General features: G+C 60.7%; 15 protein-coding genes and 2 pseudogenes. 6 read left to right on the top strand and 11 right to left on the bottom strand.

The features are described 5' to 3' along the window. Window positions 1-100: 100 nt before the first annotated feature. Window positions 101-2,122 (top strand): penicillin acylase family protein, encoded by a 2,022-nt coding sequence (locus tag ACFOYU_RS19270; RefSeq protein WP_377034850.1) that lies wholly within the window; start codon window positions 101-103, stop codon window positions 2,120-2,122. Window positions 2,123-2,272: 150 nt separating this feature from the next. Beyond that, window positions 2,273-3,277 (top strand): asparaginase, encoded by a 1,005-nt coding sequence (locus ACFOYU_RS19265; RefSeq protein ID WP_377034853.1) that lies wholly within the window; start codon window positions 2,273-2,275, stop codon window positions 3,275-3,277. A gap of 262 nt (window positions 3,278-3,539) precedes the next feature. Here the strand turns inward: ACFOYU_RS19265 and ACFOYU_RS19260 are convergent, their stop codons facing one another. Next, on the bottom strand, window positions 3,540-4,247 hold the full coding sequence (locus tag ACFOYU_RS19260; RefSeq protein WP_377034849.1) for a TetR/AcrR family transcriptional regulator: 708 nt from the start codon (window positions 4,245-4,247) through the stop codon (window positions 3,540-3,542). A gap of 50 nt (window positions 4,248-4,297) precedes the next feature. Here ACFOYU_RS19260 and ACFOYU_RS19255 point away from each other — a divergent pair, with 50 nt between their 5' ends. Both ACFOYU_RS19255 and ACFOYU_RS19250 read left to right on the top strand, forming a co-directional pair. After that, window positions 4,298-5,029 (top strand): SDR family oxidoreductase, encoded by a 732-nt coding sequence (locus ACFOYU_RS19255; RefSeq protein WP_377034848.1) that lies wholly within the window; start codon window positions 4,298-4,300, stop codon window positions 5,027-5,029. 841 nt (window positions 5,030-5,870) lie between these two features. Continuing rightward, a complete protein-coding gene (locus tag ACFOYU_RS19250) occupies window positions 5,871-6,074 on the top strand; it encodes a hypothetical protein (protein ID WP_377034847.1) in 204 nt (67 codons plus the stop codon). Between the two features lie 290 nt (window positions 6,075-6,364). On the opposite strand, the gene ACFOYU_RS19245 is transcribed toward ACFOYU_RS19250, so the two are convergent. The 8 genes from ACFOYU_RS19245 to ACFOYU_RS19210 all read right to left on the bottom strand — a co-directional run bounded on the left by ACFOYU_RS19245 (window position 6,365) and on the right by ACFOYU_RS19210 (window position 14,587). Beyond that, window positions 6,365-6,634 carry a hypothetical protein gene (locus tag ACFOYU_RS19245; RefSeq protein ID WP_377034846.1) on the bottom strand — a complete coding sequence of 90 codons (270 nt, stop codon included), beginning with the start codon at window positions 6,632-6,634 and terminating at the stop codon, window positions 6,365-6,367. A gap of 656 nt (window positions 6,635-7,290) precedes the next feature. Beyond that, the gene (locus ACFOYU_RS19240; RefSeq protein WP_377034852.1) at window positions 7,291-8,994 is read right to left on the bottom strand and encodes an ABC transporter substrate-binding protein; all 1,704 of its coding nucleotides are present in this window, start codon (window positions 8,992-8,994) and stop codon (window positions 7,291-7,293) included. Window positions 8,995-9,144: 150 nt separating this feature from the next. Then, window positions 9,145-9,426 (bottom strand): DUF2160 domain-containing protein, encoded by a 282-nt coding sequence (locus tag ACFOYU_RS19235; RefSeq protein ID WP_377034845.1) that lies wholly within the window; start codon window positions 9,424-9,426, stop codon window positions 9,145-9,147. Window positions 9,427-9,437: 11 nt separating this feature from the next. Further along, complete coding sequence (locus tag ACFOYU_RS19230; protein ID WP_377034851.1) at window positions 9,438-10,214, bottom strand: carbohydrate ABC transporter permease; 777 nt, start codon at window positions 10,212-10,214, stop codon at window positions 9,438-9,440. Window positions 10,215-10,318: 104 nt separating this feature from the next. Next, entirely contained in the window at window positions 10,319-11,215 is an 897-nt protein-coding gene (locus tag ACFOYU_RS19225; RefSeq protein WP_377034844.1) for a carbohydrate ABC transporter permease, read from the bottom strand. Then, window positions 11,212-12,312: an ABC transporter ATP-binding protein gene (locus tag ACFOYU_RS19220; RefSeq protein WP_377034843.1), complete on the bottom strand. Its 1,101-nt coding sequence runs from the start codon at window positions 12,310-12,312 to the stop codon at window positions 11,212-11,214. The genes ACFOYU_RS19225 and ACFOYU_RS19220 overlap by 4 nt, the downstream gene beginning before the upstream one ends. 10 nt (window positions 12,313-12,322) lie before the next feature. Further along, window positions 12,323-13,411, bottom strand: a complete 1,089-nt coding sequence (locus tag ACFOYU_RS19215; protein WP_377034842.1) for an ABC transporter ATP-binding protein — start codon at window positions 13,409-13,411, stop codon at window positions 12,323-12,325. Between the two features lie 585 nt (window positions 13,412-13,996). Continuing rightward, complete coding sequence (locus ACFOYU_RS19210) at window positions 13,997-14,587, bottom strand: exopolysaccharide biosynthesis protein (protein ID WP_377034841.1); 591 nt, start codon at window positions 14,585-14,587, stop codon at window positions 13,997-13,999. A 189-nt stretch (window positions 14,588-14,776) separates the two neighbouring features. On the opposite strand from ACFOYU_RS19210, the pseudogene ACFOYU_RS19205 reads away from it, so the two are divergent. Beyond that, window positions 14,777-15,475, top strand: a pseudogene (locus tag ACFOYU_RS19205) (IS6 family transposase). Window positions 15,476-15,535: 60 nt separating this feature from the next. Here the strand turns inward: ACFOYU_RS19205 and ACFOYU_RS19200 are convergent. After that, window positions 15,536-15,771, bottom strand: a pseudogene (locus ACFOYU_RS19200) (SAM-dependent methyltransferase); the annotation flags it as partial. Window positions 15,772-15,916: 145 nt separating this feature from the next. Beyond that, window positions 15,917-16,726 carry an aminoglycoside phosphotransferase family protein gene (locus ACFOYU_RS19195; RefSeq protein ID WP_377034840.1) on the bottom strand — a complete coding sequence of 270 codons (810 nt, stop codon included), beginning with the start codon at window positions 16,724-16,726 and terminating at the stop codon, window positions 15,917-15,919. Window positions 16,727-16,833: 107 nt separating this feature from the next. Between ACFOYU_RS19195 and ACFOYU_RS19190 the strand changes: the two genes are divergently transcribed. Then, window positions 16,834-17,775 (top strand): MerR family transcriptional regulator, encoded by a 942-nt coding sequence (locus tag ACFOYU_RS19190; protein WP_377034839.1) that lies wholly within the window; start codon window positions 16,834-16,836, stop codon window positions 17,773-17,775. Window positions 17,776-17,843: the final 68 nt, after the last annotated feature.

Raw genomic sequence — 17,843 nt, 5'->3', positions numbered from 1 at the left:
GCCGCTATGAACCTCATCCGGCTAGGGGCTTGGTTCGCGGGCACACCGCTCGCGCGAACGCGTCAGTCAGCATTCACAAGGCTCATGACGCTTCCAACAGGTGCATGATGGATTCGCCAGCAGTATCGACGAAGTGCACAGTGGCCGCCGGCCTACCCCAATTGAATTCAGGGTCGCTGGCACTATGCCGGACCGCTGGACGCCTGAGGATGTCGTCCGCATCCGCAGTCATGGTCTGACCCGCAACGTGGCATCCGAAGTCTCACGAGCCCGGGTGGCCTGCGCGGGCGGCCTCGAGGCGGACCGATTTCGGCGCAAGATCGAACCTGACTGGACGACTCGCATTCCGGAGGGCCTGGATCCCTGCTCAGTACCGAGCGAGGTATTAAGAGACTATCAGCTTGCAACGCGCACCGTCACATTCACTAAACCTGGTCAGCAGCGTACATCTCTTGACCCCGACAAGTTCCTGGCTGAGGCCGGCGATCGCGTGAGCACAATCGGCTCAAACAACTGGACGATTGCTCCTAGCCGCACGACGACCGGTCGGCCGATTCTGGCCAACGATCCTCACCGTGCTCACGGTGTCCCATCGCTCCGGTACATCGTCCATCTGAATGCACCCGACCTATCCGTGATCGGTGCTGGCGAGCCGGCCCTGCCGGGAATTTCCATCGGGCACAATGGCCAGATTGCATTCGGTCTCACGATCTTCGCCATCGATCAGGAGGATCTATTCGTCTACGAGATCAATCCGACAAACCCCAACCAGTACCGGTACCGAGACGGCTGGGAGGACATGAGGCGAATCCGTGAGACGATCGAGGTGAAGGGAGAGGCGCCGCGCGAAGTCGAACTTCGGTTCACACGGCATGGCCCTATCCTCCACGCCGATAACGCGCAGCGACGAGCCTTCGCGATGCGCTCGGTCTGGTTCGAGCCCGGCACTTCGGCCTACTTCAATTCGGCTGAGTACATGACAGCAAAGGACTGGAATGGCTTCAAGAAGGCCATGGCGAACTGGGGTGCTCCCTCGGAGAATCAAGTCTATGCCGATGCATCCGGCAACATCGGCTGGATTGTTGGCGGACGCGCCCCATTGCGCCCAAACTGGGATGGACTGATGCCGGTTCCTGGCGATGGCCGATACGAATGGTCCGGCTTCTTAAAAGGCGAGGAGTTGCCGCAACTCTACAATCCGGAGGCCGGATGGTTCGCAACTGCCAACGAGATGAATCTGCCAGCCGGGTACCCGGTTGCAGAACGCAAGGTTGGATTTGAATGGTCGGATCCTTCACGGATCACCCGCATCAAGGAGGTGCTCGCGTCTCAGGATAAGATTTCCCTTGCCGATGCCATGGCCCTGCAGACGGATGATTATACCGTCAACGGGCGGCGGCTGATCAAGCTGCTTGAGCCTGTGAAGACAGATGATCCAACCTTGAATGAAGGGCTACGCCTTCTCAAGGACTGGGATCTCCGTACATCGGCTGATAGTCCGGCGGCAGCTCTGTTCGAGGTCTGGATGACCAAGCATCTGGGGCGCGCGCTTGTCGCGAAGGCTCTCCCTGAGAAAGTCGGGGCCGTTCTGGGCACGAGCGACATCGCCGCTGTGGTCGACTACCTGGAAAACCCCGGTAGCGCCCTTGGCCCTGATCCAGTCGTTGTACGTCAGGCCATCCTTATAGAGAGCCTGAATAGTGCGATAAATGAGGTCCGGCAGCTTCTTGGGCCGGACGTCTCGACCTGGGCGTGGGGCAAACTCCACCATGCTCAATTCGAGCACGCCTTGGCTCCATTGGCCGATGATCCGACCCGGGCTCAAATGACCGTAGGCCGACTGGCAATGGGCGGCTCTGCCTTCAGCCCACGTGCGGCCTCATACCGCCTTTCCGACTTCCGCATTACCTCCGGTGCCTCGTTCCGGATGGTGCTGGATGTTGGGAACTGGGATGAGAGTGTCGTCATCAACACACCTGGGCAATCAGGGAACCCCTTCAGTGCCCACTACCGGGACTTGGCACCGATCTGGGCTGCAGGCGAATACGTACCGCTTGTATACTCTCGAGAAGCGGTCGAGCGGGCTGCTCGCGACGCCATCACGTTCGTGCCGATCCCGTAACGAAACTGGCAGCACATATGGCCGGTGCTCCTCGAATATGGAGCACCGGAACAGCGCTAATGAATCCCACTAGCCAGCAAAAGGAGAAAAAGAGTGAACACTCTTTTCAATGCAAGAGGGCTCGCGTGTTGCACTTTTCTTGCTGTCGCAATCTGGGCCCCAACATCGGACGCTCAAGAGCGCCCAACGGTGGCTGTTGTGGCCACCGGCGGCACCATTGCCATGAAGATTGACCCAGCAACCAGGGCGCCCGTCCCAGCACTCTCTGGGGAGGATCTCACCGCTGCGGTGCCCAAGTTGAAGGACATCGCCAATGTTCGAGTGGTCGAATTCAGCAATGTCCCGAGCGACTATATGGGGCCAGACCGCTGGCCGAGTCTGGCTAAAAAGGTCGAAGAGGTACTAACGGACCCTAATGTTGTCGGCGCCGTCATCACCCACGGGACGGACACGCTCGACCAGACGGCCTATTTTCTTGACCTGACTCTTAACAGCGATAAGCCAGTCGTTGCGGTCGGCGCACAGCGGAATGCTTCAGATTGGGATAGTGACGGCCCGCGCAATCTCCTGAATGCAGTCCGGCAAGTCCTGGCAGAGGAGTCCAAGGGCAAGGGAGTAACAGTTACGCTGAACAGCTACATCAACGCTGCCCGGGATGTCCGTAAAGCCCATACCAGCAATGTTCAGACCTTCACGTCTGGCGATGCAGGATACCTCGGCTATGTCGATGAGGATAGAGTCGTCTTCAATCGCGCACCTCTTCGCCGGCAGCAGCTTTCCCTTCCTGAGCGCCTGCCACGGGTTGACCTGATTCCGATGTATTCCGGAGCGGATGGCAGCTATGTTAGGCACGCCGCTGATACGGGAGCCGAGGCTATTGTGGTGGAGGCCTATGGCTGGGGCAACGTCAACGAGGCCATGCATGACGCAATCAAGTACGCGATCGACAAGGGTGTCCCGGTGGTTATCGCCACAAAAGTCCCCAACGGACGTGCCTTACCGGTTTATGGCTTTAAGGGCGGTGGAAACACACTCCAGAAGGCTGGTGCGGTGTTCGCAGGTGATCTGTCTGGTGACAAGGCTCGCATCCTGACGATGCTAGCCTTGCCGACAACAAAGGAGCAGATGGGCCTTCAGAAATTTTTCGACAACTAAGCGGTGAGCCGAGTTAGGCCGAGCAGATCGGTTATAAACCCTGGCACATGGGAAACAAAGACTGGACGAAGTACCAAGCGCCTGATCACCTCCCGAGAGCCGTTGGTCCGAACTGCCCGTTCAATTAGCTACGAGTTGGAGAGCGCTTTCACCACAGCGCTCCGGTACGTGATGGGCTACTCGCTCAGAGGCTACAGTCGTGCTGCTTTGGGACCTTAGGTCGTTGTTGTGCCAGTCTGGGTTTAGGAGAATGCGCAACATCTCAAGCCGGAGCCGACGGGCGCGTCGCAGGATCACTGGTTACTGCACTGTGCACAGGTAATCTGATCGCTTGGAGATAAGCGTTGCACATCAAGATCAGCTGTCTATGCACTGCACGAGCTTCGTGGTCGGACAGGTTGCGCTCGAAAACGCTGCGAACTGTGCCGAAGATCGAGGTCAAAAGCGTTAGATTAACGGTTGCTAAATCGGCGAAAACGGTTTCGCGTGCACTTGCGAGCATCGCAGTGGTCGCGGCGTCCACACGGCGGCCGAAAGCCTCAATCAGGGGTTCGTTGTTGAGCTCTACAACTGATCGGTAGAGAGCGCGGGTCACTTCTGCCCGTTCCATCTTGGCGTTCCAATAAGTTGTTACTAGCGCTTCGACCATCTGGTCGATCGGCGCGCCATGTTGTGCCAGACAGGCGCTCTCCACCTTCTTAGCCAAAGCATCCAGGTAGCGCTCATTCAGGACATAGAATAGCGCCTGCTTGTGAGGGAAATACTGATACATGGTGCCGACAGAGACACCAGCTCGCTCAGCCACCCGTGTGGTCGTCAATCGATGGGGACCATCGGTCACCAAAACCTGAATGGTCGCTTCGAAAATGGCGTCGACCGTCACCGTGGCCCGCGCCTGACGCGGCCGTTTTCGGGGTTTTAGATGGGCAGGGTGGCTCGACGCCATAAGCGAATCCTCAAACTGAAGCATCCTTCATATTCTGGGTTATCTCAAGACCCCGAAATCTGGAGGAGCTATCCATGGTCAAGACTAACCGCATCGCCCTCGTCACGGGCGCGAACAAGGGCATTGGACGGGAGATCGCCCGCCAGCTTGCGCAAGGCGGAGTCTTCGTCATCATCGGTGCCCGCGATCCCGCAAGGGCGAAGTGGGCAGTCGAGGATCTCTCTTCCCAAGGGCTACCAGCGCAATCCGTGCAGCTCGACCTCAATGATGATGTGAGCATCACAGCGGCTGCCGAGAGGATCCGAGCGGAACACGGCAGGCTTGACATTCTGGTAAACAATGCGGGCATCGTCGACGCGGCGGACGGTCCGCCGTCTATGTCCTCCCCTGAGGCCGTTCGCCGGATCATGGACACGAATTTTGTCGGCACCCTGGCGGTGACTCAGGCGATGCTGCCCCTCCTGCGTCAGTCACCGGCAGCACGGATCGTCAACCTGTCAAGCTCTCTCGGTTCGCTGACGCTCAATGGCGATCCGGCGTCTCCGTACTACTCTGCGCGTTTGATCGGCTATAATGCCTCCAAGGCGGCACTGAACATGCTGACCGTGCAACTGGCGCAAGAACTGCGCGGCACGTCAATCGTTGTGAATTCAGTGAGCCCCGGCTTCGTGAAGACGGATTTGACCGGGCATAGCGGCTTCATGACCCCTGAAGAAGGCGCACGACTGCCGGTTACATATGCACTGGTTGGTGAAGATGCGCCTTCCGGCCAGTTCGTCGAACCGAGCGGCGAGACACCATGGTAAGCAGGCCGTTCAACGCATGCCCCCGCAGACATCAGATCACCTGCCAGTGCATGAGAAGGCTGCCTTGAAGATCGGTAAAGCCACTGACCTCCGGGAGCTGACAATAGACGTTGGGTCCAGTCTATATCGGATATTGAGGAGATCGGCGCCAGCGTCACGTTCGTGATCGAGGCCCGTTCACACGATATCCCATACTCTGTCGCGGGTTCATTAAGTGAGCTCTCTTAGGTGGGCGTCGCCTATTTGCACCAGCAGCAGGTGCGCGGCCCTAGGCATGACGGCTTTGTCACGGGAGCTTGGCCGGGTGCCAGAGAAGTCAGGACCAGAAGCTGGCTTAGGCACCGGCAGCTGCCACTTACCACTGGTTCACGGCCTCCGCGGAAGAGGCAGAGGGTTCGGCGGGAGATTAGGTGACTATGGAGATAGAAGTTATTGATCCAAAAATTGATGGAGAGGGAGCGCTGTGCGGACCCGGTCGACTTGAGGCCCTGGATACTATGGTCGCATTGTCACACCACCTGACGGGGTTCTCGGCACGGTCGTTCTTGCGCAGGTCCCTCTCTGGTACGAGCTTATGGACCCAATCGTATGTTTGGGAGCAGTTCTTGTTCCAGCCTGGGGCAGAGCGCGTTTCAGACCACACACCGACTGGCACGGTGAACGGCAGACCCAGTACCGTGCAGACGTCAAGAAGCCGAAGCTGGCTCCGAACGTGTTGACGGGTCGTTGCCATTGGGGAAGTGTCGTCGCAGCATTATTCGCCCGGTCGGAATTGGATCATTTCGAGAATAGGCGAGTTTGACGAGCAGCGGGATTACCCGCTGCACACGAGGAGCGAACAATGGCCGATAAGGACAATCTAGGAGCCGAACCCGAATTTCTGATGCTGACCCTGGAAGACTTTGCGGGCACGGGCGTGGCTGCGGCGGAAGGTGACAAGATAGCAGTAGCATTCACAACCGTCGGCGGGCCATCCTTTGACATCACCATGACGAAAGAACAAGCCAGAGAGCTGGCCACCAACCTGATGAAAGTCGCAGCGTAACCAATCACCTCCGAGTGGTACGCCTTTGTCACTAAGAGTGTTCAGACTCGCCTGCGCAGCCGGTGACTGGAGGGGCAAGAGGGAGCACGGATGCACTACCATCCTTATCGCCTTACACAGCACGGGACCGGAGGCACTCTGCTTCGCTTTAGCTAATCCTAATAGCTTCGCGGATCCCTCCTCGGCAGGAGCGCCTCGAAAGATGCTGACTGAGGTATCCACATCGCCCCCAAACGAGGCAAAACTGCTACACGCTTTAGTGTTGTGCCGTTGCAGCACTGCACCACTACTTACCAACGGCGCCCCTTGCCTTTTGCCTTCGCCATCATCTGCTGCATCGCTGCTTCAGCTTGTGCCCTGGCTTCCGCATCATGATTGAGGCTGCGCACTTCGGACGGCTCGTCCAGATCCTGTAAGCCATTCTTGCGCGCTTTCCATTGCTTGGCTTGAGCGGATGTAGCTGCTGCGCTTGCGAGCCTCTCGAGACGGTCGAGTTCAGGCGTACTGACCTGTGCCTTGCCTTCGGTCTGGTATTCGTCTTGCTTCGGTCGTGTCGCCATGAGGTCCGTTCCTGAAGGTAAATGCCGCTCACTTCCCTCCAGTTAACGGACGATCGCTGGATGGGCAATCACGATAATGAGCCCTATTCGGTCACGGAATCCCTGCCTGTAGACGCTCGATTCCGCCGCTTGCCGCATGGCATGAGGGACAAGAGGAAGCATGATGTGGAGTGCGCCCCTCGGAGTGGGCAGTGATCATGCCTCAGGATTGACTGTCTGCCGGGCGTGTTGACTCTCAAACTGCTTCGGGCTCAGAGGGCCGAGTGGAGCCTCTGGCGGTTATAGTCCTCCTCGGTAAAGCGCGGAAGGTCCTCGGCGACATCCTACGCCTGCCGTTCGCAGCCGTCACTTGCCGAGCAGTTTGACATGCTCGCCGCATGAGCAGATCACAAACATCTGCTATTTTCTCGCCCCTGCTTCGGATTTGCGACGGATCCTCATTTCGGCGACATCCCGATAGCTGATCCCGTATTTGCATTACCAGCGGACGCACAGCAGGATGATCTCAACGGGAAAGCGGCGGCGCTTGAAAATCAACAACGGAACGGCTCCTCAGTTGGCCGCTCCGGATTACACCGCCAAGGTTAATGCGACAGTCCCCAGAAGAATTGGTTCGTGCTGTAAGGCCCCGCCCGCAAGGGCGGGGCCTTTCGCGATCAGCTGCGCTTGGGCGGATTGGCCGGCCAGCTCTTGATGAGCGTGTCGTAATCCACCGTCTCGCCCTTCGGCTTCTCGTTCGCCAGCTTGCGCTGGGGCGCGATGGTGCCGGCGGCTTCGGCATTCCTGAACCATTCCTCGGCCGAGGTCTTGGGGTTCATCTTCGGTCCGCACTCGCCCTGAACGTTGGCGCGCTCGAGGCGGGTGAGCACGTCGTCCTGGGCGGCGGCGAGCGAGTCCATCGCCTGCTGCGGGGTCTTGGCGCCGGAGGCCGCGTCACCGATGTTCTGCCACCAGAGCTGTGCCAGCTTGGGATAGTCCGGGATGTTGTTGCCGGTCGGCGTCCATTGCACGCGGGCGGGCGAGCGGTAGAACTCGACGAGACCTCCGAGCTTGGGAGCGCGCTCCGTCATGGACTGGTGCCAGATGTCGCTCTCGCGGATGAAGGTGAGGCCCACATGGCTCTTCTTCAGCGAGACCGTCTTGGAGGTCACGAACTGCGCGTAAAGCCAAGCCGCCTTGCGGCGCTCGACGGGCGTGGACTTCAGCAGCGTCCAGGAGCCCGCATCCTGGTAGCCGAGCTTCATGCCCTCCTTCCAGTATGCGCCCTTCGGCGAGGGAGCCATGCGCCATTTCGGCGTGCCGTCCGCGTTCACCACCGGCAGGCCCGGCTTTACCATGTCGGCCGTGAAGGCCGTGTACCAGAACATCTGCTGGGCGATGTTGCCCTGCGCCGGCACGGGGCCCGACTCGGAGAAGGTCATACCGCCCGCCTGCGGGGGAGCATATTTCTTCAGCCAGTCGAGGTACTTGGTGATGGAATACACCGCCGCGGGGCCGTTGGTGTCGCCGCCGCGATCGACCGATGAACCGACCGGGCGGCAACCTTCCATGCGGATGCCCCACTCGTCCACGGGCAGGCCGTTGGGAATGCCCTTGTCGCCGTTGCCTGCCATGGAGAGCCAGGCATCGGTGAAGCGCCAGCCCAGCGACGGGTCCTTCTTGCCGTAATCCATGTGGCCGTAGACCTTGACGCCATCGATCTCCTTCACGTCGTTGGTGAAGAATTCCGCGATGTCCTCATAGGCCGACCAGTTCACCGGCACGCCGAGATCGTAGCCGTATTTGGCCTTGAACTTCTCCTTCAGGTCCGGGCGCTGGAACCAGTCGTAGCGGAACCAGTACAGGTTCGCGAATTGCTGGTCCGGCAGCTGGTACATCTTGCCGTCCGGCGCCGTGGTGAAGGACTTGCCGATGAAGTCGTTGATGTCCAGCGTCGGCGAGGTCACGTCCTTGCCTTCGCCTGCCATCCAGTCGTCGAGTGCCACCGCCTGCTTGTAGCGGAAGTGGGTGCCGATAAGGTCGGAGTCGTTGACCCAGGCGTCGTAGATGTTGCGGCCCGACTGCATCTGGGTCTGGATCTTCTCCACCACGTCGCCTTCCTGGATCAGGTCGTGGGTGAGCTTGATGCCGGTGATTTCCGAGAACGCCTTGGCAAGCGTGCGCGCCTCGTACTCATGGGTCGTGATGGTCTCCGAGACCACATTGATTTCCATACCGGCGAAGGGCTTCGCGGCATTCACGAACCATTCCATCTCCTTCAGCTGCTCGTCCTTCGAGAGCGTCGAGGGTTGGAACTCGCTGTCGATCCAGCGGCGAGCCTCTTCCATGCCGGCGAGAGCGGCACCGGTGCCGAGCACCATGGCGACGACGCTTGTCGAAACGAAGAGCTTCAAGCGCCGGTGAGATTGGGTGAGCTTCATTCTTTTCCTCCCAGATTACCCCCTAGCCAGCTTGTCTGCCGGTCTTGTCCCTTCCGTTCGGGTGAACCGAAGGTCTTGATGCTTCTGTCTTCACACGTAGCGGAACACCGCTGCCGCGTAGAGGAGCGAAAGTGCAGACGCCCACCACAGGTCCGGACCGACGAGCCCGAGCCAGGCGAGGTGGATGAAAGCAGAGCCCAAAAGCGAGATGAACAGACGGTCGCCGCGCGTGGTGGGAATGCGCAGGATGCCGACGCGCTCTGTTTCTGGCCGGTAAATGGCAAGTCCCGTCATGATAAGCAACAGGCTTGCAATGGCTGCGAAGAAAAGGCCGGTCTGCCAGGTCCAGGCCATCCAAGCGAGATCAGGCATGACGTTCTCCTTCAGACCCGGCCAAGGGCGAAGCCCTTGGCGATGTAGCTGCGGACGAACCAGATGACGAGCGCGCCGGGCACGATGGTCAGCACGCCGGCGGCGGCCAAAAGGCCCCAGTCCATGCCGGCGGCCGAGACGGTGCGCGTCATGGTGGCGGCGATGGGTTTCGCGGTCACGGATGTGAGCGTGCGCGCCAGGAGCAGTTCGACCCACGAGAACATGAAACAGAAGAAGGCCGCCACGCCGATGCCGGACGCGATCAGCGGCATGAAGATCTTCACGAAGAAGCGCGGGAAGGAATAGCCGTCGATGGCAGCGGTCTCATCGATCTCCCGCGGCACGCCGGACATGAAGCCTTCGAGAATCCACACCGCGAGCGGCACATTGAACAGGCAATGCGCCAGGGCCACGGCCCAGGGAGTGTCGAAGAGGCCGATGGCGGAATAGAGGTTGAAGAAGGGCAGGGCGAACACCGCCGGCGGCGCCATGCGGTTGGTCAGCAGCCAGAAGAACAGGTGCTTGTCACCCAGGAACCTGTAGCGGGAAAAGGCATAGGCCGCCGGCAGCGCGAAGGAGATCGACAGCACCGTATTGATGATCACGTAGGTCAGCGAGTTGATGTATCCCGAATACCAGCTCTCGTCCGTGAAGATCTTGACGTAGTTGTCGAAGGTGATGTCGCGGGGCCAGAGGGTCAGGCCGGAGGTGATCTCCATGTTGGTCTTCAGGCTCATGTTGACGAGCCAGTAGATCGGCAGCATCAGGAACAGGAGGTAAAGGGTCATCACCACGACGCGGCCGCTCACGCGCGGGCCCGACAGGGCGCGGTTGGCGACTGTGGGCCTGGCAGTGGACTTCACGTCGGAGGAGCCGACAGCGATGGTACCAGTCATGCTTCAACTCTCTCGCGTCCGGCATCCACGTTGGTCATCACGGTGTAGAAGACCCAGCAGATGGCGAGGATGATCAGGTTGTACACCAGCGACATGGCGGCGGCCTTGCCGAGGTCGAACTGCCCCAGGGCCAGCTTCACAAGATCGATGGAAAGGAAGGTGGTGGCGTTGCCTGGGCCGCCTCCGGTGAGGACGAACGGCTCGGTGTAGATCATGAAGGAATCCATGAACCGCAGCAGCACCGCGATCAGCAGAACGCGGCGCATCTTCGGCAGCTGGATCGTGCGGAACACGGCCCAGCGGGAAGCGCCATCGATGCGGGCGGCCTGGTAATACGCGTCCGGAATGGACTTCAGCCCGGCATAACAGAGGAGGGCGACGAGGCTCGTCCAGTGCCACACATCCATGACGATGATCGTCACCCAGGCGTCGAGCGGATCGCCCGTGTAGTTGTAGTCGATCCCCAGGCGATTGACGACCCAACCGAGGAGGCCGATGTCGCCGCGGGCGAAGACCTGCCAGATGGTACCGACCACGTTCCACGGAATGAGCAGCGGCAGCGCCATGAGCACGAGGCAGAGCGCCACCGTCCAGCCCTCACGCGGCATGGACAAAGCGACCGCGATGCCGAGGGGCACTTCGATCATCAGGATGATGAAGGAGAACAGCAGCGTGCGCATGAGCGAGGATAGGAACTGCTCGCCGAGCTGGCTCGACGGATCGAGCAGTTCCTGGAACCAGCCGATGCCGTTCCAGAAGAACTGGTTGTTGCCGAAGGTGTCCTGAACCGAATAGTTGACCACCGTCATCAGCGGCAGGACGGCGGAGAACGCGACGATGGCGAAGACCGGCAGGACGAAGAACCAGGCCTTGTTGTTGACGGTTTTCGTCATGCCGCGCGTCCCCCCGAGGTTTCGCCGGCGACCAGGTGCCCGTTGGCGTAGATGTGGACGTGGTTCGGATCGAGCACGAGAGAGGCCTCGCTTCCTTCGATGGAGACGCCGTCGGGAACGCTTGCGGCAAGGGGGCGGCCACCCAGCTCCACGCGGGCGATGCGCGCCCGCCCGATATCGTCGATGCGCCGCACCTGGACGGGCAGGCCCGCCCCCTTCGGCTGGAGCTGAACGAACTCGGGCCGGATTCCGAGCTCGATATGCTCGCCGCCGGACATGGTGCGATAGGCGCACCGGAGAGGAATCATCGTGCTGCCGATGATGGCGGTGGCGCCCTCGACGCGGCAGGGCAGGATGTTCATGCCTGGCGAGCCGATGAAGTGGCCCACGAAGGTATGTGCCGGGCGTTCGAACAGCTCGTCCGGGGTGCCGGTCTGAACCACGGCGCCGTCATGCATGACCACGACCTTGTCGGCGAAGGTGAGCGCCTCCGTCTGGTCGTGCGTCACGTAGATCATGGTGATGTCCAGCGCCCGATGGATCTCCTTCAGGGTGAAGCGCAGCTGCCACTTCAGGTGCGGGTCGATGACGGTGAGCGGCTCGTCGAACAGGATCGCCGCTACGTCGGGGCGTATGAGGCCGCGGCCGAGGGAGATCTTCTGCTTCATGTCGGCCGTGAGATTGCTCGCCTTGCGGTCGAGCACACGGGTGAGGTCGAGGAGGCCGGCAATCTCCTCCACCCGCCGGGCCGTCCGGTCGCGCGGTACGTTTCGGTTCTTGAGCGGAAAGGCGAGGTTCTCGCGCACCGTCATGGTGTCGTAGACGACGGGGAACTGGAACACCTGCGCGATGTTGCGCGCCTCCGTGGCCAGGTCCGTCACGTCGAGGTCGTCGAAGAGCACGCGTCCGCGCGTGGGGCGCACGAGGCCGGAGATGATGTTGAGCAGGGTCGTCTTGCCGCAGCCCGAAGGCCCCAGCAGGGCATAGGCGCCGCCCTGGCTCCAGATGTGGTTGATCTCCTTGAGGGCGTAATCCTCCGCAGTGTGGGGATCGGCCTTGTAGGCATGGGCGAGGTGATCGAGCGTGATGCGGGCCATCGGTCTTTCCTCACGCGGCTTTCTGGGCGGGATCTGCCGCGGCGAGTCGGCCATCGACGTCGAAGAGGAAGAGGCGGCGGGGATCGAGATAGGCGGTGACCGGCGATTTCGGCTCCAGGCGCCTCACACCCGGTACCAGGGCCACGAAGCGATGGTCGCCCGCGTCGAGATGGACGTAGCTTTCGGAGCCCGTGATCTCGGCGACCGACACGTTCGATTCGATGGTGATCTCATGGGTCCGCACAGGCTCGAGAGTCAGATGATGCGCCCGGAACCCGACGATGTATTCGCCGTCGGGAACGCTGGCGAGAGGTCCGGTCGCGGGGATCTGCCCGCCCGTGCTCAAGGTGGCGGTCCCGTCCGCCTTGCGGGCCGTGAGGGTGTTGAGCGGCGGGTCCGAGAAGACGCGGGCGGTGACCAGATCGCGAGGTTGGCGGTAGACCTGCGGGGTCGGCCCGAACTGCGTCACCCGGCCCTGGAACAGGGTGGCCGTGTTGCCGCCAAGGAGCAGGGCTTCCGATGGTTCGGTCGTGGCATAGACGAAGATGGCGCCTGAGGCGGCAAACACCCGCGGCAGCTCCTCACGCAGCTCCTCGCGCAGCTTGTAGTCGAGGTTCGCCAGCGGCTCGTCGAGGAGGACGAGATCGGCGCCCTTCACCAGGGCCCGTGCGATGGCGGTCCGCTGCTGCTGGCCGCCCGAGAGGTTGAGCGGCTTGCGGTCGAGATAGGCTTCGAGCTTCAGCAGCTTGGCGGCCTCGCGCACCCGGGTGTCGACCTCGCTCCTGGCGACGCCAGAGACGCGCAGGGGCGAGGCGATGTTCTCGTAGACGGTGAGCGAGGGATAATTGATGAACTGCTGATAGACCATCGCCACGCTGCGGCGCTGCACAGGCCAGCCCGTCACATCTGTGCCGTCGACCAGCACGCGACCGCTCGTCGGCGCATCGAGCCCTGCCATGAGCCGCATGAGAGAGGTCTTCCCGGACAACGTGGCACCGAGAAGCACGTTCAGCGAACCGCGCTCTAGGGCGAGAGTGACATCGTCGATATGCGTGGAGGCTCCGACCTTCTTCGAGACGCCTTTAAGGACTATGGTCATCGGCGCTTCCCTGAAGGTCGAGCAGCAGAGGGACAGGCAACAGCGAGACGCGTGATCGCGGCCCGCTCAAGTCGGGTTGCGGGGGCTGTTCCTTGTCCGGCAAAATTCGTCACCGCGGTCCGTCTCGCCGCGTGTTGGGCCCTGTCGTGCCCGTATGCGCCATCCCTCACCGCGACGCATAGCGTCGCCGCTGCCTGCGGACTCAAGAGCGCTTCTCCCGACTGCCGACCCTCCGGGTCTGATCTGTCGTTATTCTTATGGTGAAGGTATCTTGCCCTCAGGGCGAAAGCAACTGGCCGGTATTCGATCCAAAATTGGTCTTGGACTGGACTTAGGTTCCGCAGCTGATGCAATGTTTCCCATAAAGCCTGACAGGCGATTGAACGGCTCTGTTTCATTAACCTGCCAAGCCACAGGATGTGGTAGCCTGCCAAGCAAACAAACACGCTACGGCTTGTGCCTCAAGAAGTTGATGCAACAGAGCCTGGCGATCAGAGCTGACGTTCAGTGCGCGGCAGAATGGTCCAAGGATCGAAATGGTGGCCTTTGACAATCTTACTCCGGCACCCGCCCCAACAGTGGGGTTCAGGCACTGAAGCCGAAGTGCCAGACGGCCACCGGCACTGCCAGCAGCAGGATCAGTGAAACCAAGACGAGCCCGCCGTCGCGAGTCAGAAGGCCGGCCGCGAAAAACGCGATGACTGCCGAGGCAATCGAGCCCGAGGTCGGGATCACCTCCATGAATGGCATGAACAGCGTTAGTGCTAGGATCAGAACCAGCGGGAGAAGGAGCCACGGCCGGTGGAGAAGAAAGGTGAGCCGTGGTCTCAAAAGCCGCTCGACGAAGCGCACGGGCTTGCGCAGCCAGCTGATCCCCTTGCAGAGCTTCGTGGTGGACATGTGGCGTCGGGTAATGAAATCAGGCAGCCACACGCAATTCCGCCCGATGATCATCTGCACAACCAAGATCAAGACAATCACAGCGACTGTCGCCGTGATGCCGGGGATGGCGCTGGCCGGAGAGGTGGAGATCAGAGAGAAAACCAGCATTAGTGAAGCAAAGGATTTGTGGCCGAGTTTCTCAATAACCTCCTGCACAGCAATGCTCTCGCCGTGGGCTGAACTCTCCAGTTGGTCAAGGACATCGCTGAGCGCGCGCGTGTGTTCTCTAGCCATGCTTCACCTTTCCGCGGTGTTTCCAACGGTCTCTTCGCAAGCTGAGTTCCTGAGGGAATTGCCAACAACATCAGTGCCCGACCAGTTCCCGACCAGTTCCCGTCTTGGCCGCGACATGTCGGGTCCGTCGCAAACTATTTGTTTCAGAGTTTCAGCTGCTACTCCTTGAGTTCAGCGATGGAGGGTGGTGTGTTCAAGGGCAGGCACTTTGATCGATCCGTGATCCTGCTCTACGTGCGCTGGTATTTGGCATACAATCTGAGCCTTCGGAACCTGGAGGAAATGATAGCTGAGCGCGGCATCTCCGTCGATCATGCGACCGTTCACAGATGGGTAGTCCGTTACGCGCCCGAACTTCTGAAGCGTTTCAACTCACTCAAGCGCCCCGTCACCGCCAGATGGCGCATCGACGAAACTTACATCAAGGCCCGCGGACGATGGATGTACCTTTACCGGGCGGTCGACAGCACCGGCGACACGGTCAAATTCTGGTTCAGCGAGTGACGCAATCTGACTGCCGCCAAATGGTTCCTGCGCAAGGCGCTCAAGCGGCATGGCCGACCTGAAAGGATCGTCGTCGACGGCAGCCAGACTAATCGCGAAGCCATCCTGTCGTGTGATGCCGAGAACCGGCTGCAGAATCTATCTCTGCGCGAGTTGACGCCGATCCGGATGCGGCAGAGTCAATACCTCAATAACCGCATCGAGCAGGATCACCACGCCATCAAACGCCGCGTGCGTCCGATGCTCTGCTTCAAGTCCATGGACAGCGCCCGCGTGATCTTGGGTGGGATCGAGATGATCCACATGATGCGCAAAGGAAAGTCGAAGTACGCCTGCACCCCGCGACCTTCACTAGCAGAGCAGCTTGACCTCCTCGCCACGTGAGTGCGCTATCGAGCAATTGTCTTATTTACGTCTTCTCTCCGGGTTTGTGACACAACCGGTATCCGCAAGGATGAGGTCAAGCTCTTCCGGCAAGCCATTCGCGTTGCGGCCCAGAACCAGCCCGGACCGCAGCCGATGTCGAGGACACGGTCGCTCGGGTGGAGTGGCAACTGCCTCGCGACCCAAGGGAACCAGCCGATCTCGGCGACCGTGTACTTCAAATTGATCCGCGCCTGCGCGGCGAGCTTTTGGCTATCGCTGTACTGTCGGGCCATGTCTGAGGTGATGGACGACATGCTGCCTTCTCCTGTGCAGGGGAGGGGCGTCAGCCCAAGGGGGCCGGGAGAGGGAGTTCGCCCCTCGATGACGCCCTTCGTCGGATTAGCGGCGAGTTGATGGAGGCCGATGACATGGGTGAAGCGTGGTGATCTGTGTTGCGCGTCAGGTATTCAAAGCTGCCCATGCCATTTCTGCGACCCGCAGTTCAATTCCGGGGTCGAGGTTGTCATTGATCTGCCAAGCCGCCGACAGTCCGGCCCAGGCCAGAATCCAGCGTAGCAGGCGGCGTGTCTCCAGATCCGCCGCCTCGCTGACGACATTGAGCCGCTGTGCGAAGGTCTCCGAACGCCGGGCGATGGTCAGATGGGGCAAGCCTAGATCCGGGTCGCAGAAGAGGATCGTGTATTCAAAGGTCCGTTCCCCGATGACCCGCTTGGGATCGATAGCGAGCCAGCCTCGGTCCTCGAAATCCAGGATGTTCTCGTGGTGCAGGTCGCCATGCAGGGGCACGATCTCCCGCTCTGAGGCCAGCACCTCGGCCGCGGCGGCCGCGCTGTGGACGAGGATGCCGCCCTGCGCCTGGGCGGTCGGGGCAAGGGGTTCGAACCAGGTGGCCAGCGGGATGAGGCTGGGGGGAGGGGCTCCCCGCATGGCGTGAAGCTGGCGGGCCACGTCACAGATGATCCGGGTCGCCTCCGCGTCGAGACCCTCGTTGGCCAAGGTGACCAGGGAGCGTGGTCCTGTTGCCCGCTCGAGTAGGACGGCGCCCTCGTCGTAAGCCAGCACTTGGGCGGCTCCATTTCCAGCCCACCATCGCATGAGCAGGTGGCCATGTTTCTCGTCGGGGTCGTCCGTGATCTTCAACATCGCAGGTTGCCCTTGGGACAGGACCGGCAGAAGCTGACTGGTGTGCGTGAAAATGGGATCTCCGGTGGGCGTCAGGTTCCACTTGTCAAGAAAATGGTCAAGCATGATCCGGGCATAGCATGGGTACGGGGTTGGCGGGGAGGGGGATGCGGATCTGTCGGGACGGATGGACCGCTTGACCCTCCACCAACTGGAGCCCGTATAAGGCTCGCATGAGCAACAGAACCTACACCATTGGCGAGATTGCCCGCCTAAGCGGCCTGTCCGTGCGTCGGATCCGCTTCTACTCGGATGAAGGCCTACTTCCGCCGAAGGCTCGGACGGAGAGTGGCTATCGGGTCTACTCGGATGAAGACTTGGCCCGACTCGACCTGATCGGGGCCCTCCGGGAGGTCGGCGTCGGTCTCGAGACGATCGGCAAGATCCTCAAGCGCAAGCTCTCCTTGGCGGATGTTCTGCAACTCCGGCTGGAGGCCCTGGAGGCGGAGATCGCCGCCAAGCAGCGCATCGCAGCGGTTCTGCAGACGACGCTCAAGATCCCTGACCCTACGGAAACAGACCTACGGAGATTGTGGGCCATGACAGTTTATTCCCAGACCCAGCTGCGGGACGCTGTGGAGCGCATGTACGACCAAGTGACCAGTGGCGTTGAGATGGATCCGGCTTGGAAACGCCGGATGATCGAGCAGACCATGCCGGAGTTGCCTGCAGACCCGACACCAGAGCAGATCGACGCCTGGAACGAGATCATGTCGATGGTAACGGACAAGGATTATATTGCCGAGATGCGGTCCAGTTTCGAGCGGATCTGGAATCCGGAATTCGACCCGCAGGTCTATGAGCAGGCATCGTCTGCGACCATGAGCAGGGTCCGAGAGGCTATTGATCAGGGGCAGGATCCAACATCCGACACAGGACGCAGGATCGCCCAGGAATGGCTTGAGGGTTCCGCCCGGGCCATGCGGCGCGCTCCAAACGAGGCCTTCCTGCAGTGGCACCTGGACCAGTACCGCAAGCACCAGGCTCGGACGATCCGCTATTATGAACTCATGGCGATCGTAAGGGGCGAGAGTGGTCCGCTGCCACGGGGCGAGGAGTATCATTGGGTCATCGCGGCGATGAGACACCACTTGTCCGAGACCGAGCAGTCATAGGAGACTGCCTTTCCGGTCGTGCTGGGGGCGCAGCAGGAAATAAGTGGTCCCGATGTGCAAGGTTGCTG

The organism is Microvirga sp. GCM10011540, from assembly GCF_042650665.1.
GTDB lineage: Bacteria > Pseudomonadota > Alphaproteobacteria > Rhizobiales > Beijerinckiaceae > Microvirga > Microvirga lenta.
This window is presented reverse-complemented; position numbering and strand designations above follow the sequence as displayed.